15 protein-coding genes are annotated in these 20980 nt (G+C 50.8%); 9 read left to right on the top strand and 6 right to left on the bottom strand.

Translation table 11 applies throughout. From position 1 onward, the window contains the following. Positions 1–24: 24 nt before the first annotated feature. The 4 genes from BZG73_RS01110 to nadC all read right to left on the bottom strand — a co-directional run bounded on the left by BZG73_RS01110 (position 25) and on the right by nadC (position 4529). A complete protein-coding gene (locus BZG73_RS01110) occupies positions 25–1239 on the bottom strand; it encodes a type II secretion system F family protein (RefSeq protein ID WP_077667358.1) in 1215 nt (404 codons plus the stop codon). Positions 1240–1248: 9 nt separating this feature from the next. Beyond that, positions 1249–2970 (bottom strand): type IV-A pilus assembly ATPase PilB, encoded by a 1722-nt coding sequence (gene pilB / locus BZG73_RS01105; RefSeq protein ID WP_407690276.1) that lies wholly within the window; start codon positions 2968–2970, stop codon positions 1249–1251. Beyond that, positions 2939–3376 (bottom strand): pilin, encoded by a 438-nt coding sequence (locus BZG73_RS16235; protein ID WP_077667357.1) that lies wholly within the window; start codon positions 3374–3376, stop codon positions 2939–2941. Before BZG73_RS16235 ends, pilB begins: the two co-directional genes overlap by 32 nt. 247 nt (positions 3377–3623) lie before the next feature. Continuing rightward, positions 3624–4529 carry a carboxylating nicotinate-nucleotide diphosphorylase gene (gene nadC, locus BZG73_RS01095; RefSeq protein ID WP_101494446.1) on the bottom strand — a complete coding sequence of 302 codons (906 nt, stop codon included), beginning with the start codon at positions 4527–4529 and terminating at the stop codon, positions 3624–3626. Between the two features lie 159 nt (positions 4530–4688). Here nadC and BZG73_RS01090 point away from each other — a divergent pair, with 159 nt between their 5' ends. The 7 genes from BZG73_RS01090 to lpdA all read left to right on the top strand — a co-directional run bounded on the left by BZG73_RS01090 (position 4689) and on the right by lpdA (position 14818). Beyond that, positions 4689–5684, top strand: coding sequence for an ABC transporter substrate-binding protein (locus BZG73_RS01090; protein WP_077667356.1), 996 nt, complete (start codon positions 4689–4691; stop codon positions 5682–5684). Continuing rightward, the gene (locus tag BZG73_RS01085; RefSeq protein WP_077606093.1) at positions 5681–6985 is read left to right on the top strand and encodes a diguanylate cyclase domain-containing protein; all 1305 of its coding nucleotides are present in this window, start codon (positions 5681–5683) and stop codon (positions 6983–6985) included. The genes BZG73_RS01090 and BZG73_RS01085 overlap by 4 nt, the downstream gene beginning before the upstream one ends. 24 nt (positions 6986–7009) lie before the next feature. Beyond that, the gene (gene ampD, locus BZG73_RS01080) at positions 7010–7558 is read left to right on the top strand and encodes a 1,6-anhydro-N-acetylmuramyl-L-alanine amidase AmpD (RefSeq protein ID WP_046073984.1); all 549 of its coding nucleotides are present in this window, start codon (positions 7010–7012) and stop codon (positions 7556–7558) included. Between the two features lie 236 nt (positions 7559–7794). Then, positions 7795–8568, top strand: a complete 774-nt coding sequence (gene pdhR / locus BZG73_RS01075; RefSeq protein WP_046073985.1) for a pyruvate dehydrogenase complex transcriptional repressor PdhR — start codon at positions 7795–7797, stop codon at positions 8566–8568. Between the two features lie 89 nt (positions 8569–8657). Beyond that, a complete protein-coding gene (aceE, locus tag BZG73_RS01070; protein ID WP_077667355.1) occupies positions 8658–11324 on the top strand; it encodes a pyruvate dehydrogenase (acetyl-transferring), homodimeric type in 2667 nt (888 codons plus the stop codon). 12 nt (positions 11325–11336) lie between these two features. Further along, on the top strand, positions 11337–13208 hold the full coding sequence (gene aceF, locus BZG73_RS01065) for a pyruvate dehydrogenase complex dihydrolipoyllysine-residue acetyltransferase (RefSeq protein ID WP_077667354.1): 1872 nt from the start codon (positions 11337–11339) through the stop codon (positions 13206–13208). Between the two features lie 185 nt (positions 13209–13393). Continuing rightward, complete coding sequence (lpdA, locus tag BZG73_RS01060; protein WP_046073988.1) at positions 13394–14818, top strand: dihydrolipoyl dehydrogenase; 1425 nt, start codon at positions 13394–13396, stop codon at positions 14816–14818. Positions 14819–14899: 81 nt separating this feature from the next. Here lpdA and BZG73_RS01055 read toward each other — a convergent pair whose 3' ends face one another. Then, positions 14900–15430: a TetR/AcrR family transcriptional regulator gene (locus BZG73_RS01055; RefSeq protein ID WP_158075256.1), complete on the bottom strand. Its 531-nt coding sequence runs from the start codon at positions 15428–15430 to the stop codon at positions 14900–14902. A 171-nt stretch (positions 15431–15601) separates the two neighbouring features. Between BZG73_RS01055 and BZG73_RS01050 the strand changes: the two genes are divergently transcribed. Continuing rightward, positions 15602–15835, top strand: coding sequence for a hypothetical protein (locus BZG73_RS01050; protein WP_046073990.1), 234 nt, complete (start codon positions 15602–15604; stop codon positions 15833–15835). Positions 15836–15886: 51 nt separating this feature from the next. Here BZG73_RS01050 and BZG73_RS01045 read toward each other — a convergent pair whose 3' ends face one another. After that, positions 15887–17800, bottom strand: coding sequence for a methyl-accepting chemotaxis protein (locus tag BZG73_RS01045; protein WP_046073991.1), 1914 nt, complete (start codon positions 17798–17800; stop codon positions 15887–15889). Between the two features lie 554 nt (positions 17801–18354). Between BZG73_RS01045 and acnB the strand changes: the two genes are divergently transcribed. After that, on the top strand, positions 18355–20952 hold the full coding sequence (gene acnB, locus BZG73_RS01040) for a bifunctional aconitate hydratase 2/2-methylisocitrate dehydratase (RefSeq protein ID WP_046073992.1): 2598 nt from the start codon (positions 18355–18357) through the stop codon (positions 20950–20952). The last annotated feature ends 28 nt before the right edge of the window (positions 20953–20980 follow it).

Raw genomic sequence — 20980 nt, 5'->3', positions numbered from 1 at the left:
TTGTCGCGAGAGACTCTATCTTGGCTAGCCAAGAACAGACATCAGATTAAAAATGGGTAGATACATGGCCACCACTAAGCCGCCAATTAATAGCCCTAGCACTAAAATTAACAGGGGCTCGATGATTTTGCCGAGATTGTCCACGGTGTTGTCGACCTCGGCTCCATAGATTTGTGCGATGCGATTGAGCATATCATCGAGCGATCCCGACTCTTCGCCAATCATCACCATTTGCGTCACCATCACAGGGAAGCTATTACTGTCGCGCAAGGCTTGGTAAAGCGGAATACCAGTGGCCGTGTGCTGATACACGCCGTTAAGCGCGTGAACATAATAAGCGTTGGTCATGGATTTCGTCGCGGCTTGCAAGCCAGAGAGTAACGGAATACCGGCACTAAAGGTGGTGGCTAAGGTGCGAGAAAATTTGGCAATGCAGGCTTTGCCAATCACTTCACCAATGACGGGGAATTTGAGCAGCCAGCGGTCATAGTGATATCGGTAGGTCGCGTTTTTACGCTGCAGTAATTGATGCGCAGCGGCAAGGCCCGCTACGACAACAGTCATGGTTAAGGCGTGCTGACTGACGATATCAGACAAGGCGAGCACTTGTTGGGTGAGCCAAGGCAGTTCTGCCCCGAAGGAGTCAAAAATATGTTTAAACTTCGGGATCACGAATACCAGCAGGTAGGCACTGACGCCTAATGCCACGCTGATCACGATGGTGGGATAGATCATGGCTTTAATCACTTTACTGCGAAGCAACGCCTGCTTTTCACGGTATAGAGTCAGGCGAGCAAAGATCTCCGGCAGTTGCCCGGTTTGCTCGCCCGTTGCGACCAGATCGCAATAAAAGCGATCAAACAAGGGACTTGCGTGCGCCAACGCATCACTCAAATTGGTACCCGCCTCCAGTTGCTGGCGGATATGACGCACCAGCAAGCGCATTTCGGCTTTGACCTGATTGAGCGCGATGAGGTTGAGGGCTTGCACGATAGGGATGCCAGACTCAAGCAAGGTGGTGAGATCGCGGGAAAATTGGGTGATATCTGCTGCTTTGGCTTTATGACGACGCTGCTGAAAGCTCGATAGTCGGCGGCGAATAAGGCGGCTGGGGACGATAGATTGGTTGGCCAGCTCTTGGCGTGCATCTCGCTCGGTATAGGCGAACACTTGCCCTTGTTTTTCACCACTTGCGGCGGCTTGGCGCCAATGAAAGAGGAACAGGGTGGGTTTGGCCATGACGACTCCTTAGGCAAGTTGAATAACGCGGGTAAGTTCTTGAATACTGGTGCTCCCTTGGTTGAGTTTGGCAACGCCAGAGTCGGCCAACCGCCACATGCCTTCTTCGGTAGCCAGTTGGGTCAGTTCAATGGCACTGGCATTGCGGTAAATGGCGCCAGCAATGGCTTCGGTCACGGGAAGCACCTCGTATACCCCTGTGCGGCCTTGATAGCCCTGATAGCACTGATAACAGCCGTGGGGGTTAGCTTGGTACAGAGTACTTGGGGTTAGAGACGGATAGAGGTTAGCCAAGTACTGAAGGCGAGGGTCACCAGACGGATGCGGTTGTTTGCAAATAGGGCATAAACGGCGTACTAAACGCTGGGCCACTACCAAGCTCAGAGAGCTAGCAAGATTGTAGGACGCAATGCCCATATGGGCTAAACGGGTGATGCTCTCGGCCGCTGAATTGGTATGCAGGGTTGATAACACCAGATGACCGGTTTGCGCGGCCTTGATCCCGATTTCAGCGGTGTCGAGATCGCGAATTTCCCCCACCATCACCACATCGGGATCTTGGCGTAAAAAGGCACGGAGTGCGGTGGCAAAGTCTAAACCAATGGTCGGGTTGACGTTGACTTGGTTGACGCCTTCTAGCTGGATCTCAACCGGATCTTCGACGGTGGCAATATTACGCTCGGGCTGATTGAGATACCTTAGCCCGCTATACAAAGAGACGGTTTTGCCGCTTCCGGTTGGGCCGGTAAACAAAATCATCCCTTGCGGTCTATCCAGTGCCTCTTGATAGTGCTGGCGTTGCCACTCGGTTAAGCCTAAATCATGCAGCGTCAGTTGCTGCTGGCCATTATTTAACAAGCGCACCACCACCTTCTCTCCCCAAACGGTCGGTAAGGTGGATACGCGCATATCGACGGTGTGATCGGCAGTGAGGGTTAGCTTAATGCGCCCGTCCTGTGGCAAACGCCGTTCGGCAATATTAAGTTGGGCTAAGATTTTGAGTCGGGTCGACAGCCGCCGCGAGACCCCCGCTGGAGGGTGAGCATAGGTGTGTAATAAACCGTCTTGGCGAAAGCGAATTTGGTAGTGCTGCTCAAAGGGCTCAAAGTGCACGTCGGAGGCGTTTTTACGCACCGCATCCACCAAGATTTGTTGAATATACCGGCTGATCGGTGCCTGATCGCTTTGTAGCTCGGCGCTGTCCTCTTGTGGGCTATCGGTGACGGTCAGGGTCGCTAAGTCCTGATCGCTGATAGTCATGCCATCGCCGGTGCCATCGATATCTGCGCCGTACAAGTGACGCAGAGCGGCATCCAAATCCGGCTGACTGAGCACCACCAAACGAACGTTGAGCCCAGTAGAAAAGCGAAAGTCGGCGACCGCCTCTGTGTTATCTGGGTCACTGACGCCGAGCAGTAGCTCTTGGCCTTGCTGGGCAAGCGGCAACACTTGATGACGCTGAATCAAATCGCGCCTATCTAGGGCATAACAGGTGTCTTTAAACGGGTACTGATGGCTCTCCACGAACGGAAGGTGATGCTGACTCGCGAGGGTGTGGGCGAGCGCGGTGGGGTCAACGCCTGCATTGAGTAAATGCGCGAGACTGAGCGACGCATTGTCGCCAATGCCCAGCACATCGCGTTGGGCATCAGTCAACAAACCAGATTGATACAACGGAGCGGTTGGGATCATTGGCTGCTTATGCTTTTTTACATCCTTTAATATCACCATCTTCGAAAGTTTCTTTCGTTGTGTATTTACATACCCAAGCAAAGTCGTTTTTCTCAAAAATAATTACTGTTTCGCTAATCGAGCTCTTGTCACCAAACGTGACTTCAAGCTTAGCCGGTGTGGCATTTTCGTCATTACCAGCCCCTGAGACGGTGACTGTTGCCAGTTCTCCGAGATTCGTAGCGTCACCTAATTTTTCTCCAAATTTACTCGCTGTCGAGCCACTATTTTCATCCAAATAAAGATCTAACCGTGTAAGAAGAGCACGGCCTGATGCTAACCCTGAATTAAATTCAGCAATTTTTTGTTTATTAACATAAGCGGGAACGGCGATGGCAGACAGGGCTGCGATAATGCCGACGACGATCAGTAACTCAATCAAGCTAAACCCTTGTTGCTTTTGCATCCTATTTATCTCCTCTCAATCATGGTCTGCCGCAAAGTGAGTGGGCAACAATCAGTGCCAGCACTTTACGCTCGTGTGTGACGCAAAAAAGAGGGCAAATATGAGTTTGAGAGTGAAGGGTAAAAGCCGGATGTAATGGTGTTTTTTTCTACTGTAGTATTCGACTGACAACAAATTTTTTGTCATAAACTGGGTATAAAAAAGGCCGCTCAATCCGAGCGGCCTCATTACTAAGGTGAGTCAGTGGTCACTGAAAGCGCATCGACAAATCGAGTGCGGTCACGTGCTTGGTAAGTGCGCCGACAGAAATATAATCCACCCCGGTGGCGGCGTATGTTGCCAACGTCTCTAGGGTGACATTGCCCGAGACTTCCAGCGCAACGCGATTTTGGTTTAACGCCACCGCTTCACGCATCATCGGCACACTAAAGTTATCCARCATSACAATATCGGCGCCTGCGTTAATCGCTTGTTGCAGCTCATCCAGGGTTTCGGTTTCTACTTCTACCGGTTTATCAGGATTAAGTCGGCGCGCCGCTTTGACGGCGTTCTCTATCCCGCCACAGGCGAGAATATGATTCTCTTTGATCAAATAAGCATCAAACACACCAATACGATGGTTATGGCCACCACCGCAGGCAACAGCGTATTTGAGGGCACTGCGCAGTCCCGGAATGGTCTTACGCGTGTCGAGCAATTTGGTGTGGGTGCCGTTGAGCGCTGCCACATAGGTTGCCACCTTACTCGCACACCCAGAGAGGGTTTGAATAAAGTTCATCGCATTGCGTTCACCGGTCAACAAGACACGCGAGGGTCCCTGTAAGGTACAAAGCGATTGGTTGGCGGTGATGGCGTCGCCGTCCTCGACATGCCACGTCAAGGTTACTTCGCCACCGAGCTGATGAAACACTTCATCCGCAAAGGCACGGCCACAGAAAACGCCATCTTCTCGGGTGATCAATGTGGCTGTGGATACTGAGTCTGCCGGAATGAGGCTGGCGGTTATGTCTTTACTGGCGTCGATCTCGCCACCCAGATCTTCTCGCAGTGCGTCGGTCACCGCGCGGGTCACGTCGACGCTGAGGTGAGAGGTGAGATAGGCCAGGCGGCGCTCGCTGTCATGGACAGCATGAAAAGGGGTCGATGTCATCATGGCTTACCGCGGTCATCAAAAAGTGGTCGAATGATAACGCTGGTGATAACGAAATGCAGCTTTTCTCTCTCGTTTCCCCGTATTCGTCTATCTTTTTAATCATATTCTGTCTTTTAACTTGTCTACACTTTAGGCAGGAACAGTCAAAGAGGTGATGCCATGAAGCGAGGGTTAGCGCTGGTGGCCATGATAGCGATCGCGTTCATTGGGTTTCGTGCTTGGCAGCAACTCAGACCTCCGGTGTCCGAGCCATTATCTTCACTGGCCATCGCCGTCTCGCTTACCCCCTTATCGGCACCGATTATTGTGGCTAAGGAGCAAGGTTTGTTTAAAAAGCAGGGCATCGACATGACGCTAAAGCCGGTTCATGGGGGCGTAAAAAGCTTTCAATCCTTGATGTCAGGGGAGGTGGACTTAGCCACTACCTCAGAGACGGTGGTGATGTTTAACAGTTTTGAGCGTGATGACTTTAATGTGCTAACCAGCTTTGTCGAGTCAGATAACGACGTAAAACTCTGGTCTATTCGCCGTGAGATTAGTGGCTCGCTGGTGGACGCGCTCGACAAGGCACGCGTTGGCATTGTTGCGTCGAGTGCCAGTGAATATTTCTTTGATTCCTTGCTGCAATTGCACGACATTCCTAGAGATCAGGTGGAAAAAGTTGATTATCCCCTCGAAGCACTGCCCAACGCGCTCCTCGACGAGAAAGTGGATGCGATAGCCATATGGGAGCCCTATGGCTATCAGCTACTCAAGCAGTCTAACCAGCCGGTACAGTCGCTTGACAGTAAAGGCTTGCACAGCCTCTCTTTTCTGTTAGTCAGTGATCGCTTGCTCGTCAATAAGCAACACCAGGACATGCAACGGGTTGTCAGTGCCTTAGACGATGCGGTGAGCTTTATTCATCAGCACCCAGAGCGGGCTAAGGCACAGGTCTCCGCGTATCTTGACATGTCAGACGATAAACTCAGCTGGCTATGGCAAGATTACTTATTCCGCCTTTCATTGAATGATTCATTGTTACTGCGGTTAAAAAACCAAGCGCGATGGGCGCAAGAGGCGGGTTTAGTTGAAGGGAACACGCCGTCATTCCGCCACATACTCAACCCAGGCCCCTTGGTTGAGGCCACGCAAAAAGTGAGTTTATTAGAATGAGGATTGGTCAGCAGCTCAGTATCGTTGTGTATGCTTGTACGGCGCTCACCTTCGTTACGCTGTTAATTACGGTGGAGCTTTTTTATAAGCAAAATCAAATCCAAGCACGGTTAGACAGCATCGTGGCGGTGCATTCGCAGATTGATAGTCTGCGAGGCCGTCTATGGTTATATCGCCAATACCCCAGCACGCAAACACGTCAAGATGTCCATCAGTCAACCAACGCATTGCGGGCGCAGTTAAGCAGTGATGAAGAGGCGTTACCGCCGCAGTCCGCGCAGTCGATCCGACTCGCGGCAAACAGCATTGATCGCTTATTGGGCATTACCGCCGAGCAATTAGATGATGATCCCTCTGTGGATGACAGGCGTTTGATGCTGTTTTCACGTTTTAATGTGTTACTGCAGGCGATGAGTGAAACCGCTTTTTCGGTGCGTCAGCAAGTCATGCACCAGTCGGGGCAGCAACAGAAAACCCTGCTAGTCGTACATGGTGGCGTACTGGTGGTGTTAGCCTTGTTGGTGACCATGTTTGTGACCAGCTTGCGGCGACGGTTAACACACCGCCTAAAAGCATTGCATTCGACGATTACACAAATAAAGCAAGGTGACTTAACCACTGAATTAACCTTGACTGACAAAGATGAGCTGACTGAGTTGGCTGATCATGTCAATGAGATGAAGCGTGCGCTGAGCCATACCATGGTGGACAAAAAACAGTTGAGCGAAGAAGTCGCACGCCAAACCCAACAGCTTCGCGAACAGCAACACCAACTTAAATTCCTTGCCGAACACGACGAGTTGACGGGCTTATTCAATCGGCGTGCGTTTGAATCGCATGTTGAAGTGGCGTTAATGCGCGCCAATCGCGCCCAAACGAACGCTGCCTTACTATTTATTGATTTGAATAACTTTAAGCAAGTGAACGACACCTATGGACATGGTGTGGGAGATGAGCTTCTCAAGGTGGTCAGTCAGCGCTTGAAACAATCCGTGCGCCGCTCTGATTTGGTTGGCCGCTTGGGCGGTGATGAGTTCATTGTCTGGCTGGATTTGTTAGCGGACAAATCGGCGTTGAATGAAGTGATCACACGTATCCAAGACGAAATGCACGCGCCAATACAGGTTGCCGAGACCTCATTGTCTTTGGCCATTAGTATCGGCGTGAGTTGCTTCCCAACGGATGGACTCGAGCTACAGCAGATGATGAATCAAGCCGATGCCGCCATGTATTACGCCAAAACCCATCCGACAGCGCGTTGTTGCTTGTATTCCAATCTACCGACTGACCAGATAAAGTAGCGATTTTTCTCAAGCGGATCGGGTATGTCTTTTTCACAGATTGACAATCATTGGTTGGTAGGCGCGCGCGCTTGCCTGTCTCCTCATCATAACCAACGCCCGGATAGTAACGATATCTCCTTGCTGGTGATCCACAATATCAGCCTGCCGCCCGGTCAGTTTGACGGTCCGTATATTGAGCAGTTTTTTCAGGGGCACCTCGATCCGGCTGAACACCCTTACTTTGCCGAGATCGCATCGCTTCGCGTCTCTGCCCACCTACTGATCCGACGAGATGGAAGTGTGATCCAGTTTGTACCATTCAGTGCGCGTGCATGGCATGCTGGCGCTTCGTGTTTTGACGGTCGGCAGCAATGTAACGATTTTTCTATCGGTATTGAGCTAGAGGGCACAGACACACATCCATACACCGATCAGCAGTACCAATCGTTAGCGGCGATCACGCAGACGCTGATGCAGTACTACCCAGCCATTACCCGTGATCGAATCACAGGACACCAACATATTGCCCCAGGACGAAAAACGGATCCTGGCGCGGCGTTTGACTGGAAAAAGTTACACGCGCTGATTTAAATGCCTATTGCGTTGATTGATCTAAATGGTCTGACCAATTTTGAAGGGCGGAGTATTCGTGGCTGTCAGGCTAAAAATACACAGGTTTCCATGATGTCAATCAAAGTTCAGGTGGACAGAATACCCGCTGTCTGGTAACTTTAGGGATCAATAAAGTAATTGGTCTTACCAATTTACAATCAGTCAGTTTCTGCAATTAAGCGCCAAGCTTAGGGTGCGGATGGTCAATAAATACAATGGCATATCAGCGAATTCGTCAACCTAAACTCTCAGATGTAATTGAAAAAGAGCTCGAAGGCTTAATTCTGGAAGGGACCTTGTCTCCAGGCCAGAAGTTACCGCCTGAACGAGAGTTAGCGACGCAATTTGATGTGTCTCGCCCGTCAGTGCGCGAAGCGATTCAACGGCTTGAAGTCAAAAAGCTACTGACGCGCAAGCAAGGTGGCGGCACCTTTGTCAGTGAACGTCTTTGGCAACGCTTCTCTGAGCCACTGCTAGAGTTATTGGCGGACCATCCAGAAACCCAGCTTGACTTATTGGAGTCACGGCATGCTTTAGAGGGGATTTCTTCTTATTTTGCCGCACTACGCGGCACAGAAGAGGATTTCTCTCGCATTGAAGACTGTCATGACGCCATTCGCCAAGCGCAGCAAAATGGGGACTTAGAGGCAGAAGCATCGGCTGTGATGCAGTATCTCGTTGCCGTAACGGAAGCGGCGCATAATGTGGTGTTACTTCACATCATGCGCAGTCTCGCGCCGTTACTGGAACAGAATATTTTGCAAAATTTTGAGCTACTTTATCGCCGTCAAGAGACGGTGGAAAACGTCAGCCGACACCGAGCTGAGATAGTGGATGCGATTACCGCTGGCGAGCCAGAAAAAGCCCGACAAGCGTCGCATGCACACTTGGCTTACATTGAGGAAACTCTGTTGGATCTTGGTCGAGAAGAAAGCCGTCGCGAACGGTCTCTACGTCGAATTCAACAACGCAAGGACGAGTTGGAGTAGCCTTATTCGCACCGATAAAAACGCGAAGGGCACTGCAGCTGCGACAACGTTTGTTTTGTACGAGTCAATCAACGAAAGGATAGATCGCCATGTCTGAAGTCATGAAACATGACGTGGACGCACTTGAAACACAAGAGTGGTTGCAAGCTCTTGAGTCAGTCGTTCGTGAAGAAGGTGTAGAACGTGCCCAGTTCCTTCTGGAGCAAGTATTAGGGCAAGCACGTTTAGACGGTGTTGACATGCCAACGGGCGTGACCACCAACTATGTAAATACCATTCCTGCTGATCAAGAACCTGCTTACCCAGGTGATGTGAATCTGGAACGCCGTATCCGTTCTATCATTCGTTGGAACGCAATCATGATCGTGTTGCGTGCGTCCAAGAAAGATTTAGAGCTGGGTGGCCACATGGCATCATTCCAGTCTTCGGCGGCATTTTATGAAACCTGCTTTAACCACTTCTTCCGTGCGCCTAACGAGAAAGACGGTGGCGACCTGGTGTACTATCAAGGTCATATTTCTCCAGGTATCTATGCGCGTGCGTTTGTTGAAGGCCGCTTGAGCGAAGAGCAGCTCGACAACTTCCGTCAGGAAGTCGATGGCAAAGGGGTGTCTTCATATCCGCACCCTAAACTGATGCCTGAGTTCTGGCAGTTCCCAACCGTGTCTATGGGTCTGGGTCCCATTGCGTCTATCTATCAAGCGCGTTTCCTCAAATACCTCAACGGTCGTGGCCTGAAAGACACCTCTGAGCAGCGTGTTTATGCGTTCCTCGGTGACGGTGAGATGGATGAGCCAGAATCACGCGGTGCGCTGTCATTTGCGGCGCGTGAAAAACTGGATAACCTCTGCTTCTTGATTAACTGTAACCTGCAGCGCCTTGATGGCCCTGTGATGGGTAACGGTAAAATCGTTCAAGAGCTGGAAGGCCTCTTTAAAGGCGCCGGCTGGAACGTGATCAAAGTGGTTTGGGGCTCTGGCTGGGACAAACTGCTGGCCAAAGACACCTCAGGTAAATTACTGCAGTTGATGAATGAAACCATCGACGGTGATTACCAGACGTTCAAATCGAAAGATGGCGCTTACGTACGCGAACACTTCTTCGGCAAGTACCCAGAAACGGCAGCCCTGGTTGCAGACATGACTGACGAAGAGATCTTTGCGCTTAAGCGTGGTGGCCACGAGCCATCTAAATTGTTTGCTGCCTTCAAAGCAGCACAAGAGTGCAATGACCGTCCAACCGTGATCTTGGCGAAAACCGTAAAAGGTTATGGCATGGGTGAAGCGGCTGAAGGGAAAAACATCGCGCACCAAGTCAAGAAAATGGACATGACCCATGTTCACGCGATGCGTGATCGTCTTGGCCTACAAGACTTGTTGTCTGACGACGATGTACAAAACCTGAAGTACCTGAAGTTGGAAGAAGGCTCTGCCGAGTACGAATACCTCCACGCACGTCGTAAGGCACTTCACGGTTATACTCCACAGCGTCTGCCGAAATTTACGCAAGAACTGACATTGCCAAAACTGGACGATTTCTCGGCGTTACTGTCTGAACAGAAACGTGATATCTCCACCACCATGGCCTTTGTACGTTCTTTGAATGTCTTGCTGAAAGACAAGAGCATTGGCAAGAACATTGTGCCTATCATTGCCGACGAAGCGCGTACATTCGGTATGGAAGGCTTGTTCCGTCAAGTAGGTATCTACAACCCACACGGTCAGACTTACACTCCAGAAGACCGCGGTGTGGTTTCTTACTACAAAGAAGACCAAGGCGGCCAAGTACTGCAAGAAGGGATCAACGAGCTAGGCGCGATGTCATCGTGGGTAGCGGCGGCGACCTCTTACAGCACTAATGATCTGCCCATGATCCCATTCTACATCTACTACTCCATGTTCGGCTTCCAACGTGTTGGCGACATGGCGTGGATGGCGGGTGACCAACAAGCACGTGGTTTCCTATTGGGTGCGACTGCCGGTCGTACAACGCTTAACGGTGAAGGTCTACAGCACGAAGACGGTCACAGCCATATCCTGGCAAGCACGGTACCTAACTGTGTTTCTTACGACCCAACCTTCGCGTACGAAGTGGCGGTGATCATGCAAGACGGTATCCGTCGCATGTACGGCCCTGACCAAGAAAACATCTACTACTACCTGACGCTGATGAACGAAAACTATCATCAGCCAGCCATGCCTGAGGGCGCGGAAGAAGGTATCCGTAAAGGTATCTACAAGCTAGAAACCTACACGGGCGACAAAGCGAAAGTCCAGCTAATGGGCTCTGGCACCATCATGACGGAAGTGCGTAAAGCGGCGAAACTGCTTAGCGATGAGTTCGGTGTGGCGTCTGACGTTTACAGCGTGACCTCGTTCAACGAGCTTGCACGTGACGGACAAGATGCAGATCGCTTCAACATGTTGAACCCAGATGCAGAGGCACAAGTTCCTTACATTCAAACTGTCATGGGATCTGAGCCTGCGATTGCTGCGACTGACTACATGAAAAACTACGCTGACCAAGTTCGTGCGTTTATCCCAGCTGAATCCTACAAAGTACTGGGCACTGACGGCTTTGGTCGTTCTGACAGCCGCGAAAACCTCCGTCGTCACTTCGAAGTGAACGCAGGCTATGTGGTTGTGGCGGCACTTAATGAGCTGGCTAAGCGTGGCGATGTTGACAAAAAAGTGGTCGCAGAAGCGATCAAAAAATTCGACATCGATACCAACAAAGTAAACCCGCTGTTCGCGTAAGAGGCTGAAATAATGTCAATCGAGATTAATGTACCTGACATCGGTGCGGATGAAGTAGAAGTGACTGAGATCCTTGTCAGCGTGGGTGACAAGGTTGAAGAAGAGCAGTCGTTAATCACCGTTGAAGGTGATAAAGCATCCATGGAAGTCCCTGCGTCACAAGCGGGTGTGGTCAAGGAAATTAAAATTGCCGAAGGTGACAAAGTGACCACCGGCTCTTTGATGATGATCTTTGAAGCAGAAGGCGCCGCGCCAAGTGCGCCCGCGCAAGAGGCGGCGCCAGCTGCCCCTGCTGCTCCAGCGGCTGCGTCAGAAATCAAAGAAGTGCACGTGCCTGATATCGGCGGCGATGAAGTCGAAGTCACCGAGATCATGGTGGCGGTAGGCGATAGCGTCGAAGAAGAGCAATCACTGATCACCGTTGAAGGCGATAAAGCCTCAATGGAAGTGCCGGCACCGTTTGCAGGGACTGTCAAAGAGATCAAGATTGCTTCGGGTGACAAAGTGTCAACCGGCTCTCTTATCATGATGTTTGAAGTCGGCAGCAGCGCCCCTGCTGAGGCGCCAGCACAGGCTGCACCTGCCGCCGCCGCTGCGTCAGAAGCAAAAGATGTCAACGTTCCTGACATTGGCGGTGATGAAGTTGAAGTGACTGACATCATGGTCGCTGTAGGTGATACGGTTGAAGAAGAACAGTCTCTGATCACCGTTGAAGGCGACAAAGCGTCGATGGAAGTGCCGGCACCGTTTGCGGGTACGGTTAAAGAAATCAAAATCGCCGCGGGCGATAAAGTGTCTACCGGCTCGCACATCATGGTGTTCGAAGTCGCCGGTAGCGCACCAGCAGCACCTGCCGCGGCACCTGCTGCAGAGGAAAAATCTGCGCCAGCGCCAAAAGCGGAAGCACCTGCAGCGGCTAAAGCTGATGCCGGTAAAGACGAGTTTGTCGAAAACAAAGAGTACGCCCATGCGTCACCTGTTGTGCGTCGTCTTGCGCGTGAATTCGGTGTTAACTTGGCAAAAGTCAAAGGCACTGGCCGTAAAGGACGTGTACTGAAAGAAGACGTTCAAGGCTACGTGAAAGAGGCGCTTAAGCGTCTTGAATCTGGCGCAGTATCTGGCTCAGGCGACGGTAGTGCACTGGGTCTGCTACCTTGGCCGAAAGTCGACTTCAGCAAATTCGGTGAAACGGAAGAAAAACCACTGTCTCGCATCAAGAAGATTTCGGGTGCGAACCTGGCACGTAACTGGGTAATGATCCCGCACGTGACCCAGTGGGATAACGCCGATATCACTGAAGTTGAAGCGTTCCGTAAAGAGCAAAACGCGATCGAGAAGAAGAAAGAGTCAGGCATGAAGATCACCCCATTGGTGTTCATCATGAAAGCGGCTGCTAAAGCGCTGGAAGCTTTCCCTTCATTCAACGCGTCACTGTCTGAAGACGGTGAAAGCCTGATCATGAAGAAGTATGTCAACATCGGTATCGCGGTTGACACACCAAACGGTCTGGTCGTGCCTGTCTTTAAAGACGTGAATAAGAAAGGCATCCACGAGCTATCTGAAGAGCTGATGGTGGTATCGAAGAAAGCCCGTGGCGGTAAGCTAACGGCCTCTGACATGCAAGGTGGTTGCTTTACCATCTCTAGCCTAGGGGGCCTCGGCGGTACGGCGTTTACGCCAATCGTTAATGCACCAGAAGTGTCTATCTTGGGCGTGTCTAAGTCAGAAATGAAGCCAGTATGGAACGGTAAGGACTTTGAACCTCGCCTAATGCTGCCGCTATCGCTGTCTTACGACCACCGTGTGATTGACGGTGCCGAGGGCGCGCGCTTTATTAGCTACCTCAACGGCTTACTGTCTGATATTCGCCGTTTGGTACTCTAATCGCAATACCAACAACCCGACTGGCCGGTTAAAGGTCGGTCGGGAATTGTTGTGCAGCTCACAGGCTATGGGTTTTTATTTTTCAGCCCATTAACATGGCTGTAAACTGTGGCTCCCAGATACCCACAACAATAAAAAATTACCGCTCTTAGCCTGTCAGGGAATAAGACTATAACGAGGTCAGAATGAGTAAAGAAATCAAAGCGCAAGTCGTCGTCCTTGGCGCTGGTCCTGCTGGATACTCCGCCGCTTTCCGCTGTGCCGACCTAGGTTTGGAAACCGTATTGGTTGAACGTTACAACAACCTTGGCGGTGTGTGTCTAAACGTCGGCTGTATTCCATCTAAAGCCCTACTTCACGTTGCCAAAGTGATTGAAGAAGCCAAAGCCATGGCCGAGCACGGCGTGGTATTCGGCGAACCACAAACCGATATCGACAAGATCCGTTCTTGGAAAGATAAGGTCATTGGTCAACTGACGGGTGGCTTAGGCGGTATGGCCAAGCAGCGTAAAGTGACAGTCGTTAATGGCACAGGCCGTTTCACTGGCGCCAACACCCTGTTAGTTGAAGGGGAAGAAAGCACTACCATCAACTTTGATAATGCCATCATCGCGGCTGGCTCTCGTCCAATCGAGCTGCCATTTATCCCGCATGATGACCCACGCATTTGGGACTCCACCGACGCGCTTGAGCTCAAAGAAGTGCCTGAAAAAATGCTGTTAATGGGTGGCGGTATCATTGGTCTAGAGATGGGAACCGTTTACCACGCACTCGGCTCACAGGTTGATGTGGTCGAAATGTGCGATCAGGTGATCCCTGCGGCAGATAAAGACGTGATCAAAGTCTTTACCAAGCGCATCAGCAAGAAGATGAACCTCATGCTGGAAACCAAGGTGACCGCGGTAGAAGCTAAAGAAGACGGCATCTACGTCACCATGGAAGGCAAGAAAGCCCCAGCAGAGCCTGTACGCTATGACGCTGTCTTGGTTGCTATCGGCCGTAGCCCGAATGGCAAACTGCTTGATGCGGGCCAAGCGGGTGTTGAAGTCGACGATCGTGGCTTTATCAATGTTGATAAGCAAATGCGCACCAACGTGCCGCACATCTATGCGATTGGTGACATCGTGGGTCAGCCTATGCTGGCGCACAAAGGTGTACACGAAGGCCATGTGGCGGCAGAGGTTATCTCAGGTAAGAAGCATTACTTCGATCCAAAAGTGATCCCATCGATTGCGTACACTGAGCCAGAAGTGGCTTGGGTCGGCAAAACTGAGAAAGAGTGTAAAGAAGAAGGCATTAACTACGAAGTGGCGACCTTCCCATGGGCGGCTTCAGGTCGTGCGATTGCGTCTGACTGTTCAGACGGTATGACCAAAATGATCTTCGACAAAGACACCCACCGTGTGATTGGTGGTGCCGTCGTGGGTACCAACGGCGGTGAGCTGCTGGGTGAAATCGGTCTTGCCATCGAAATGGGTTGTGATGCCGAAGATGTCGCCTTGACAGTACACGCTCACCCCACCTTGCACGAATCGGTTGGTTTGGCTGCAGAAGTGTTTGAAGGCTCAATCACTGATATGCCTAACCCGAAAGCGAAGAAAAAGAAATAAACCACACGTTTATGTTTTTCTGACTCAGCCCCGCCATGCGGGGCTTTTTTATCTCTGTCATTTACAACACCTGCGATATGGTTACGCGATGGTCGCAAGCTTATCAGCTAGGCGGCTAAGCATGGCCTCTTTGGTGGAGATAGGCTCACTTAAGCCTTGAAACAAGGTCATGAAATAGGTATCCATCATTAACGCAGTTTTCGCCTGATGATTTGGACTTTGCTCAATAGAAAGGTGAGCTTGAAAAGGCGCGATGTGATGCGCTAAGGCTTTTTGCTGCCACAAGAGTGCACGAAAGAGCTCTCGGCTGAAGTCTGGATGCGTGAGATAAAACGCATAGAGGTGATCGGCATAATGGAGAAGTCGTTGCGTTGGCGTGTCTGAGTGATCCAATTTGGCAGCGTTTTCGAGCACGGTATCAATACGTGTCATCAGCCCAACTTTTAGCAAGTCAATTTTCAACGGAAAGTGTGAGAAGACAGTTCCTGTCGCGACCTCCGCCTTATGTGCAATTTGACGTGTAGTGGTATCCGCAAACCCTTGCTCCACAAATAATGCCCATGCACTGTCGAGGATCTTCTGGCGTGTCGCCTGTTTTTTGGGTGTATCCACATTCACTCCTTTTTTGTTTCATGATACTGACTTGGTGTGGTGCTCGCCATGATCCTTTCCTCGATCTTAATACTGTTTGTCCTTTTTTTAGCCTAAAAATATTGTAAATTGAGCGCGCTCATTTTATTGTTAGTGAGCGCGCTCAGTTTTGGTCTTAGGTAAGGAGACATAATGAACACATTATTGGAAATGACAAAAACCGTGTTTGGATATATATGCTTTGTGCCATTTTTGTTTCTTTACTCAGGTTTGCTGAGTTTGACATTGGCACCGTTATTATTAGTGGGTGGAGTTGGCTTTTTGTGCGTTATTTTAGGGATTGAGGAGGGCGTCAAACCTTTATGGCGTCAGCTATGGAAAGATGGAAAAGACGTTGCTAGTGCGCGGCCTCGTTCAGCACAATAAAAAAGCGGGCCAAGGCCCGCTTCGTGCGTCAGTTGGTAGCATCGCAATGGTTTAGAGCTTAAAGCTCCCAACCAAGGTATCAAGACGCTTAGAAAGATCACGTAGTGACTCACTGGCTTCTGCCATGGTGTTGGCGGTATCAGCGGTTTGCTGTGAGCTGTGGTTAATCTCTTCGATATTTTGGTTAATATCGTTGACCACGGTGGACTGCTCTTCAGTCGCGGTGGCCACCTGGGTATTCATGTCCGAGATTTGTACAATCTGCTCGTTGATTGCATTGAGCGATTGTGACGCCTCATCGGAGGCATTGACCCCTTCAGCAGTCATGGTGCGACTTTGCTCCATGGCATCTACGGCGTTGCGAGCTTCTTGCTGCAGGCGGTCAATCATGGTCTGGATTTCATCGGTGGAATCAGAGGTGCGACTGGCCAAGCTGCGTACTTCATCGGCGACAACCGCAAAACCACGTCCTTGCTCGCCGGCTCGCGCCGCTTCAATTGCCGCATTCAGCGCCAGTAAGTTGGTTTGCTCGGAGATCCCGCGAATCACATCCAAAATGCCGCCGATCGAATCGGTGTTTTCAGCCAAGGCGCTGATCACTTTCGACATATTCTCCATGTCATCAGCAAGGCGAGCGATTGTATCCCGTGCCTGGGTCACCACGCCTTGGCCACTTGCCGCATCATCAGAGGCTTGGTTGGCGGCACTGGCAGCACTGGCGGCATTGCCTGCAATCTCATTAACGGTCGCCCCCATTTCATTGATGGCGGTAACCACTTGAACGGTGCGATCCCGCTGATACTCGCTTTGCGATTGGGTAGCACTGGCTTGTGAAGAGACTTGCTCGGCCGCACTACGTAATTCGCCACCGGTACGGGCAACGTCTGAGACTAGACGATGGATTTTCTCCACAAAACTGTTGAAACCAGAGGCGAGTTGGCCAATTTCATCTTGGCTATTGATGTCTACACGTTGGCGCAGATCCCCTTCCCCTTCACCGATTTCACGGAACACATTGGCGACATATTGGATGGGTTTGGTAATGGTTGCAGCTAACCAGACGGCGACGACGATAAAAATAAGACCGACGACAACCGACACCATCAGGATCTGATTACGCGTTTCATTGAGGGGGGCATAGACTTCTTCGGCAGGGACATCTGCAATAACAAACCAATCCATGGAGGGCACATAACTGGATGCGAGCAGTACTTCTTCACCATTAATACGGGTGTCGAGAAGGTTAAAATCGCCTTTTTGTAGCAAGCTGCGTGCTTGGCCACCATAAATATCACTTAGGGTTTGCTCACCCATCAGATTGGTGTCGCGGTGTAATTGGACCAAGCCCTCAGCATTGACTAAGAACACAAACCCTGACTGCTCAATTTTAAATTGATTCAAAAAGCGGGTCATGTCCTCCAACGAGCGTGAGAAACCGGCTAACCCTTTGCCGTTGAGCTGTTGGAAGTTAACAAATAGCTTGAGTTCGCCGTTTTCTTCTTGGAAAACCTGGGCCATGGTGGCATTGCCACTGTCGAGGAAGTTGTAAAACCAACTGTCTTTTTCACGCGTTAACACCCGTAAAAATCCGTTCTGATTCCAATACTGCCCGGTGTTGCGGTTGGCAATGGAGGCATCATTCAAATCGTATTGCTCACGTAATACGTTGAGCTGTTTGATCACGCGGGTTTCTTCTGCGGGCGTAATATCTTGGTTGATGATATCTAGCATCACCGGGTTAGAAGCCAGCTGACGTGCGGCGGATTGTAGTTGGTTGACCTCACTATCAATGGTATCTCTAAACTGGGTGAGGGTGGTGGGAAGCTCATTTTCTAACAGGCGCTTTTCCATGATGTCGCGTGCTTGGCTCAAGCTCATATAACTGATGATGGCGGTGGAGGCGATCACCGCTGAGACAAATGCCAGCACGAGTTTTTGTTTAATCGTGAGTTGCTTTAGCTTCATGCCCTTCTCTCTATTTGGTCTATTAACAGACGATAGGTTAGCGTGACAAAAATGTGATGATGTTTATGGCACTAACATCTAAGTTAGCAGATATGAGTGAATGATTGGTTATGTATCGACCATGAAACAATAAAATTGAAGCCTTTGCTCAGGGTTATTGATAAAAATGACACTCTCCTCGCGATTTCAACATAAAGCGGTAAAAGTGCGCTGTCGTTTGCGGGACATTGGTGCATCGAGCAATGGTAGCGGGATCACTGCGCTATGGCGAAAAGCGGTGTAGAATCAGTCACAACCGCGATAGGCTCTGAGTAAGCTGTACTCAGAGGTGGAGGATAGTGTACCGCGTCACTACGACCTAAGTATTATGTTTCACAAAACGAGTAGATTTTAATTTTAGGTTAAAAATGCTATCCTCACGCAGCGGTTACGTGCTCGAACCCTCGTCTTGCTGGAAAATTTTAATAAACTTCGCCGGATAAGCGTGATACGAGTACTAACACTTTCCAAGGATGTTGGATCATACGGTCTGACCGAGAAAAGAGGAAATAGTCGTGCTTGAAGCCTACCGTAAACACGTCGAAGAACGTGCCGCTCAGGGTATTGTGCCTAAACCGCTTAACGCTGAGCAAACCGCCAGTTTGATAGAACTGCTGAAAAACCCGCCCGCTGGCGAAGAAGAAACCCTCGTTTATTTACTGGAAAACCGAATCCCACCCGGTGTGGATGAAGCCGCTTACGTGAAAGCAGGCTTTCTGGCCGCACTGGCAAAAGGTGAAGCGCAGTCTCCGTTGATTAGCCCCGAGCGTGCCACTGAATTACTTGGCACCATGCAAGGTGGCTATAACATCGAGCCGCTGATCACCTTACTYGATGATGACAAGCTYGCGCCGATTGCGGCGAAAGTGCTGTCTCATACCTTATTGATGTTCGATGCGTTTTACGACGTTGAAGACAAAATGAAAGCAGGCAATGCCTACGCCAAGCAGGTGATGGAGTCGTGGGCGAACGCTGAGTGGTACCTGGAAAAACCACAAATTCCTGAAAAAGTGACACTGACGGTGTTCAAAGTCTCGGGTGAAACCAACACCGATGACTTGTCGCCCGCGCCAGATGCTTGGTCGCGTCCTGATATTCCCCTGCACGCGCTGGCCATGCTGAAAAACGAGCGTGAAGGTATTCACCCGGACAAACCGGGAGAGATTGGCCCGATCGAGCAAATGAAAAAGCTGGAAGAAAAAGGTCATCCACTGGTTTATGTCGGTGATGTGGTCGGTACTGGCTCGTCTCGTAAGTCGGCAACCAACTCGGTGTTGTGGTTTATGGGGCACGATATTCCTAACGTCCCTAACAAGCGCTCAGGTGGTTTTTGTTTAGGTGGCAAAATCGCGCCTATTTTCTTTAATACCATGGAAGATGCGGGCGCGCTGCCGATTGAACTTGATGTGAGCAAGCTCAACATGGGCGATGTGATTGACCTGTATCCGGCCGACGGCAAAGTGTGCAAGCACGGCACCGATGATGTCCTATCTACCTTCCAACTAAAAACAGACATCTTGTACGATGAAGTGCGTGCTGGCGGACGTATTCCATTGATCATTGGCCGAGGCCTGACTGACAAAGCCCGCGAATGCTTAGGGCTTGAGCCGTCTGAGGTGTTCCGTCGCCCACGTCCGGTGGCTGATTCCACCAAAGGCTTTACCTTGGCACAAAAAATGGTGGGTAAAGCGTGTGGCGTTGAGGGCGTGCGCCCGAACACCTATTGTGAGCCAAAAATGACCACCGTGGGCTCACAAGATACCACCGGGCCCATGACGCGCGACGAGCTGAAAGATTTGGCCTGCCTTGGTTTTACCGCTGATTTGACCATGCAGTCGTTCTGCCATACCTCTGCTTATCCAAAGCCGGTTGATGTGGAAACACACCATACGTTGCCCGACTTTATTATGAACCGTGGTGGCGTGGCGCTGCGTCCCGGTGACGGTGTGATCCACTCATGGCTCAACCGAATGCTGCTGCCCGATACCGTAGGGACGGGGGGGGATTCACACACCCGTTTCCCGCTGGGCATTTCGTTCCCTGCTGGCTCAGGTCTCGTGGCCTTTGCGGCCGCGACCGGCGTGATGCCACTGGATATGCCAGAATCTGTCTTAGTGCGCTTTAAAGGTGAAATGCAACCTGGGGTAACGCTACGCGACCTGGTTCATGCTATCCCTTATTTTGGCATTCAAAAAGGGCTGCTGACGGTGGAAAAATCGGGCAAGATTAACGAGTTCTCTGGCCGTATTTTGGAAATCGAAGGGGTTGAGCACCTGACGGTAGAGCAAGCGTTTGAGCTGTCAGATGCGTCAGCGGAGCGCTCTGCGGCTGGCTGTACGGTCAAGCTGTCGCAAGATTCAGTGGCTGAATACCTCGAGTCGAACATTGTGATGCTTAAGTGGATGATCTCTGAGGGCTATGGCGATCGCCGTACCATCGAGCGCCGCATTCAAGCTATGCAGCAATGGTTGGAAAACCCAAGTTTGATGGAAGCAGATAAAGATGCCGAATATGCGCATGTGCTCGAGATCGACTTGGCTGACATCAAAGAGCCGATTTTGTGCGCGCCGAATGACCCAGATGATGCACGTAGCTTGTCAGATGTGGCAGGTGACAGTGTTGATGAAGTCTTTATCGGCAGCTGTATGACGAACATTGGTCACTTCCGCGCGGCGGGTAAACTGCTGGACAAGTTCGGAGGGAGTTTATCTACCCGTATGTGGGTGGCACCACCGACGAAGATGGACCGAGATCAGCTCACCGCCGAAGGCTACTACGGTATTTATGGCCGAGCAGGGGTGCGCATCGAAACGCCAGGATGCTCGTTGTGTATGGGTAACCAAGCGCGTGTGGCAGAAAAATCGACTGTGCTGTCGACCTCGACGCGAAACTTCCCCAATCGACTGGGTACAGGCGCGAATGTTTATCTCGCGTCAGCGGAGTTGTCTGCTGTCGGCGCGATCCTTGGCCGTATTCCGACCAAAGAGGAGTACCTTGAGTACGCGGAGCAAATCAATGCGACCGCCAGCGATACCTATCGCTACCTCAACTTCCATCAAATGGATGCCTACACCAAAAAAGCGGATGATGTGATTATTAAAGCAGCGGTATAACGGCTGCTGACTCATTTCGTTCTGAAAG

The sequence above is a fragment of the Salinivibrio siamensis genome, assembly GCF_001996005.1.
Lineage (GTDB): Bacteria > Pseudomonadota > Gammaproteobacteria > Enterobacterales > Vibrionaceae > Salinivibrio > Salinivibrio siamensis.
Note: the sequence above shows the minus strand (reverse complement) of the source record. Positions and strands in the feature narration are given on the sequence as shown.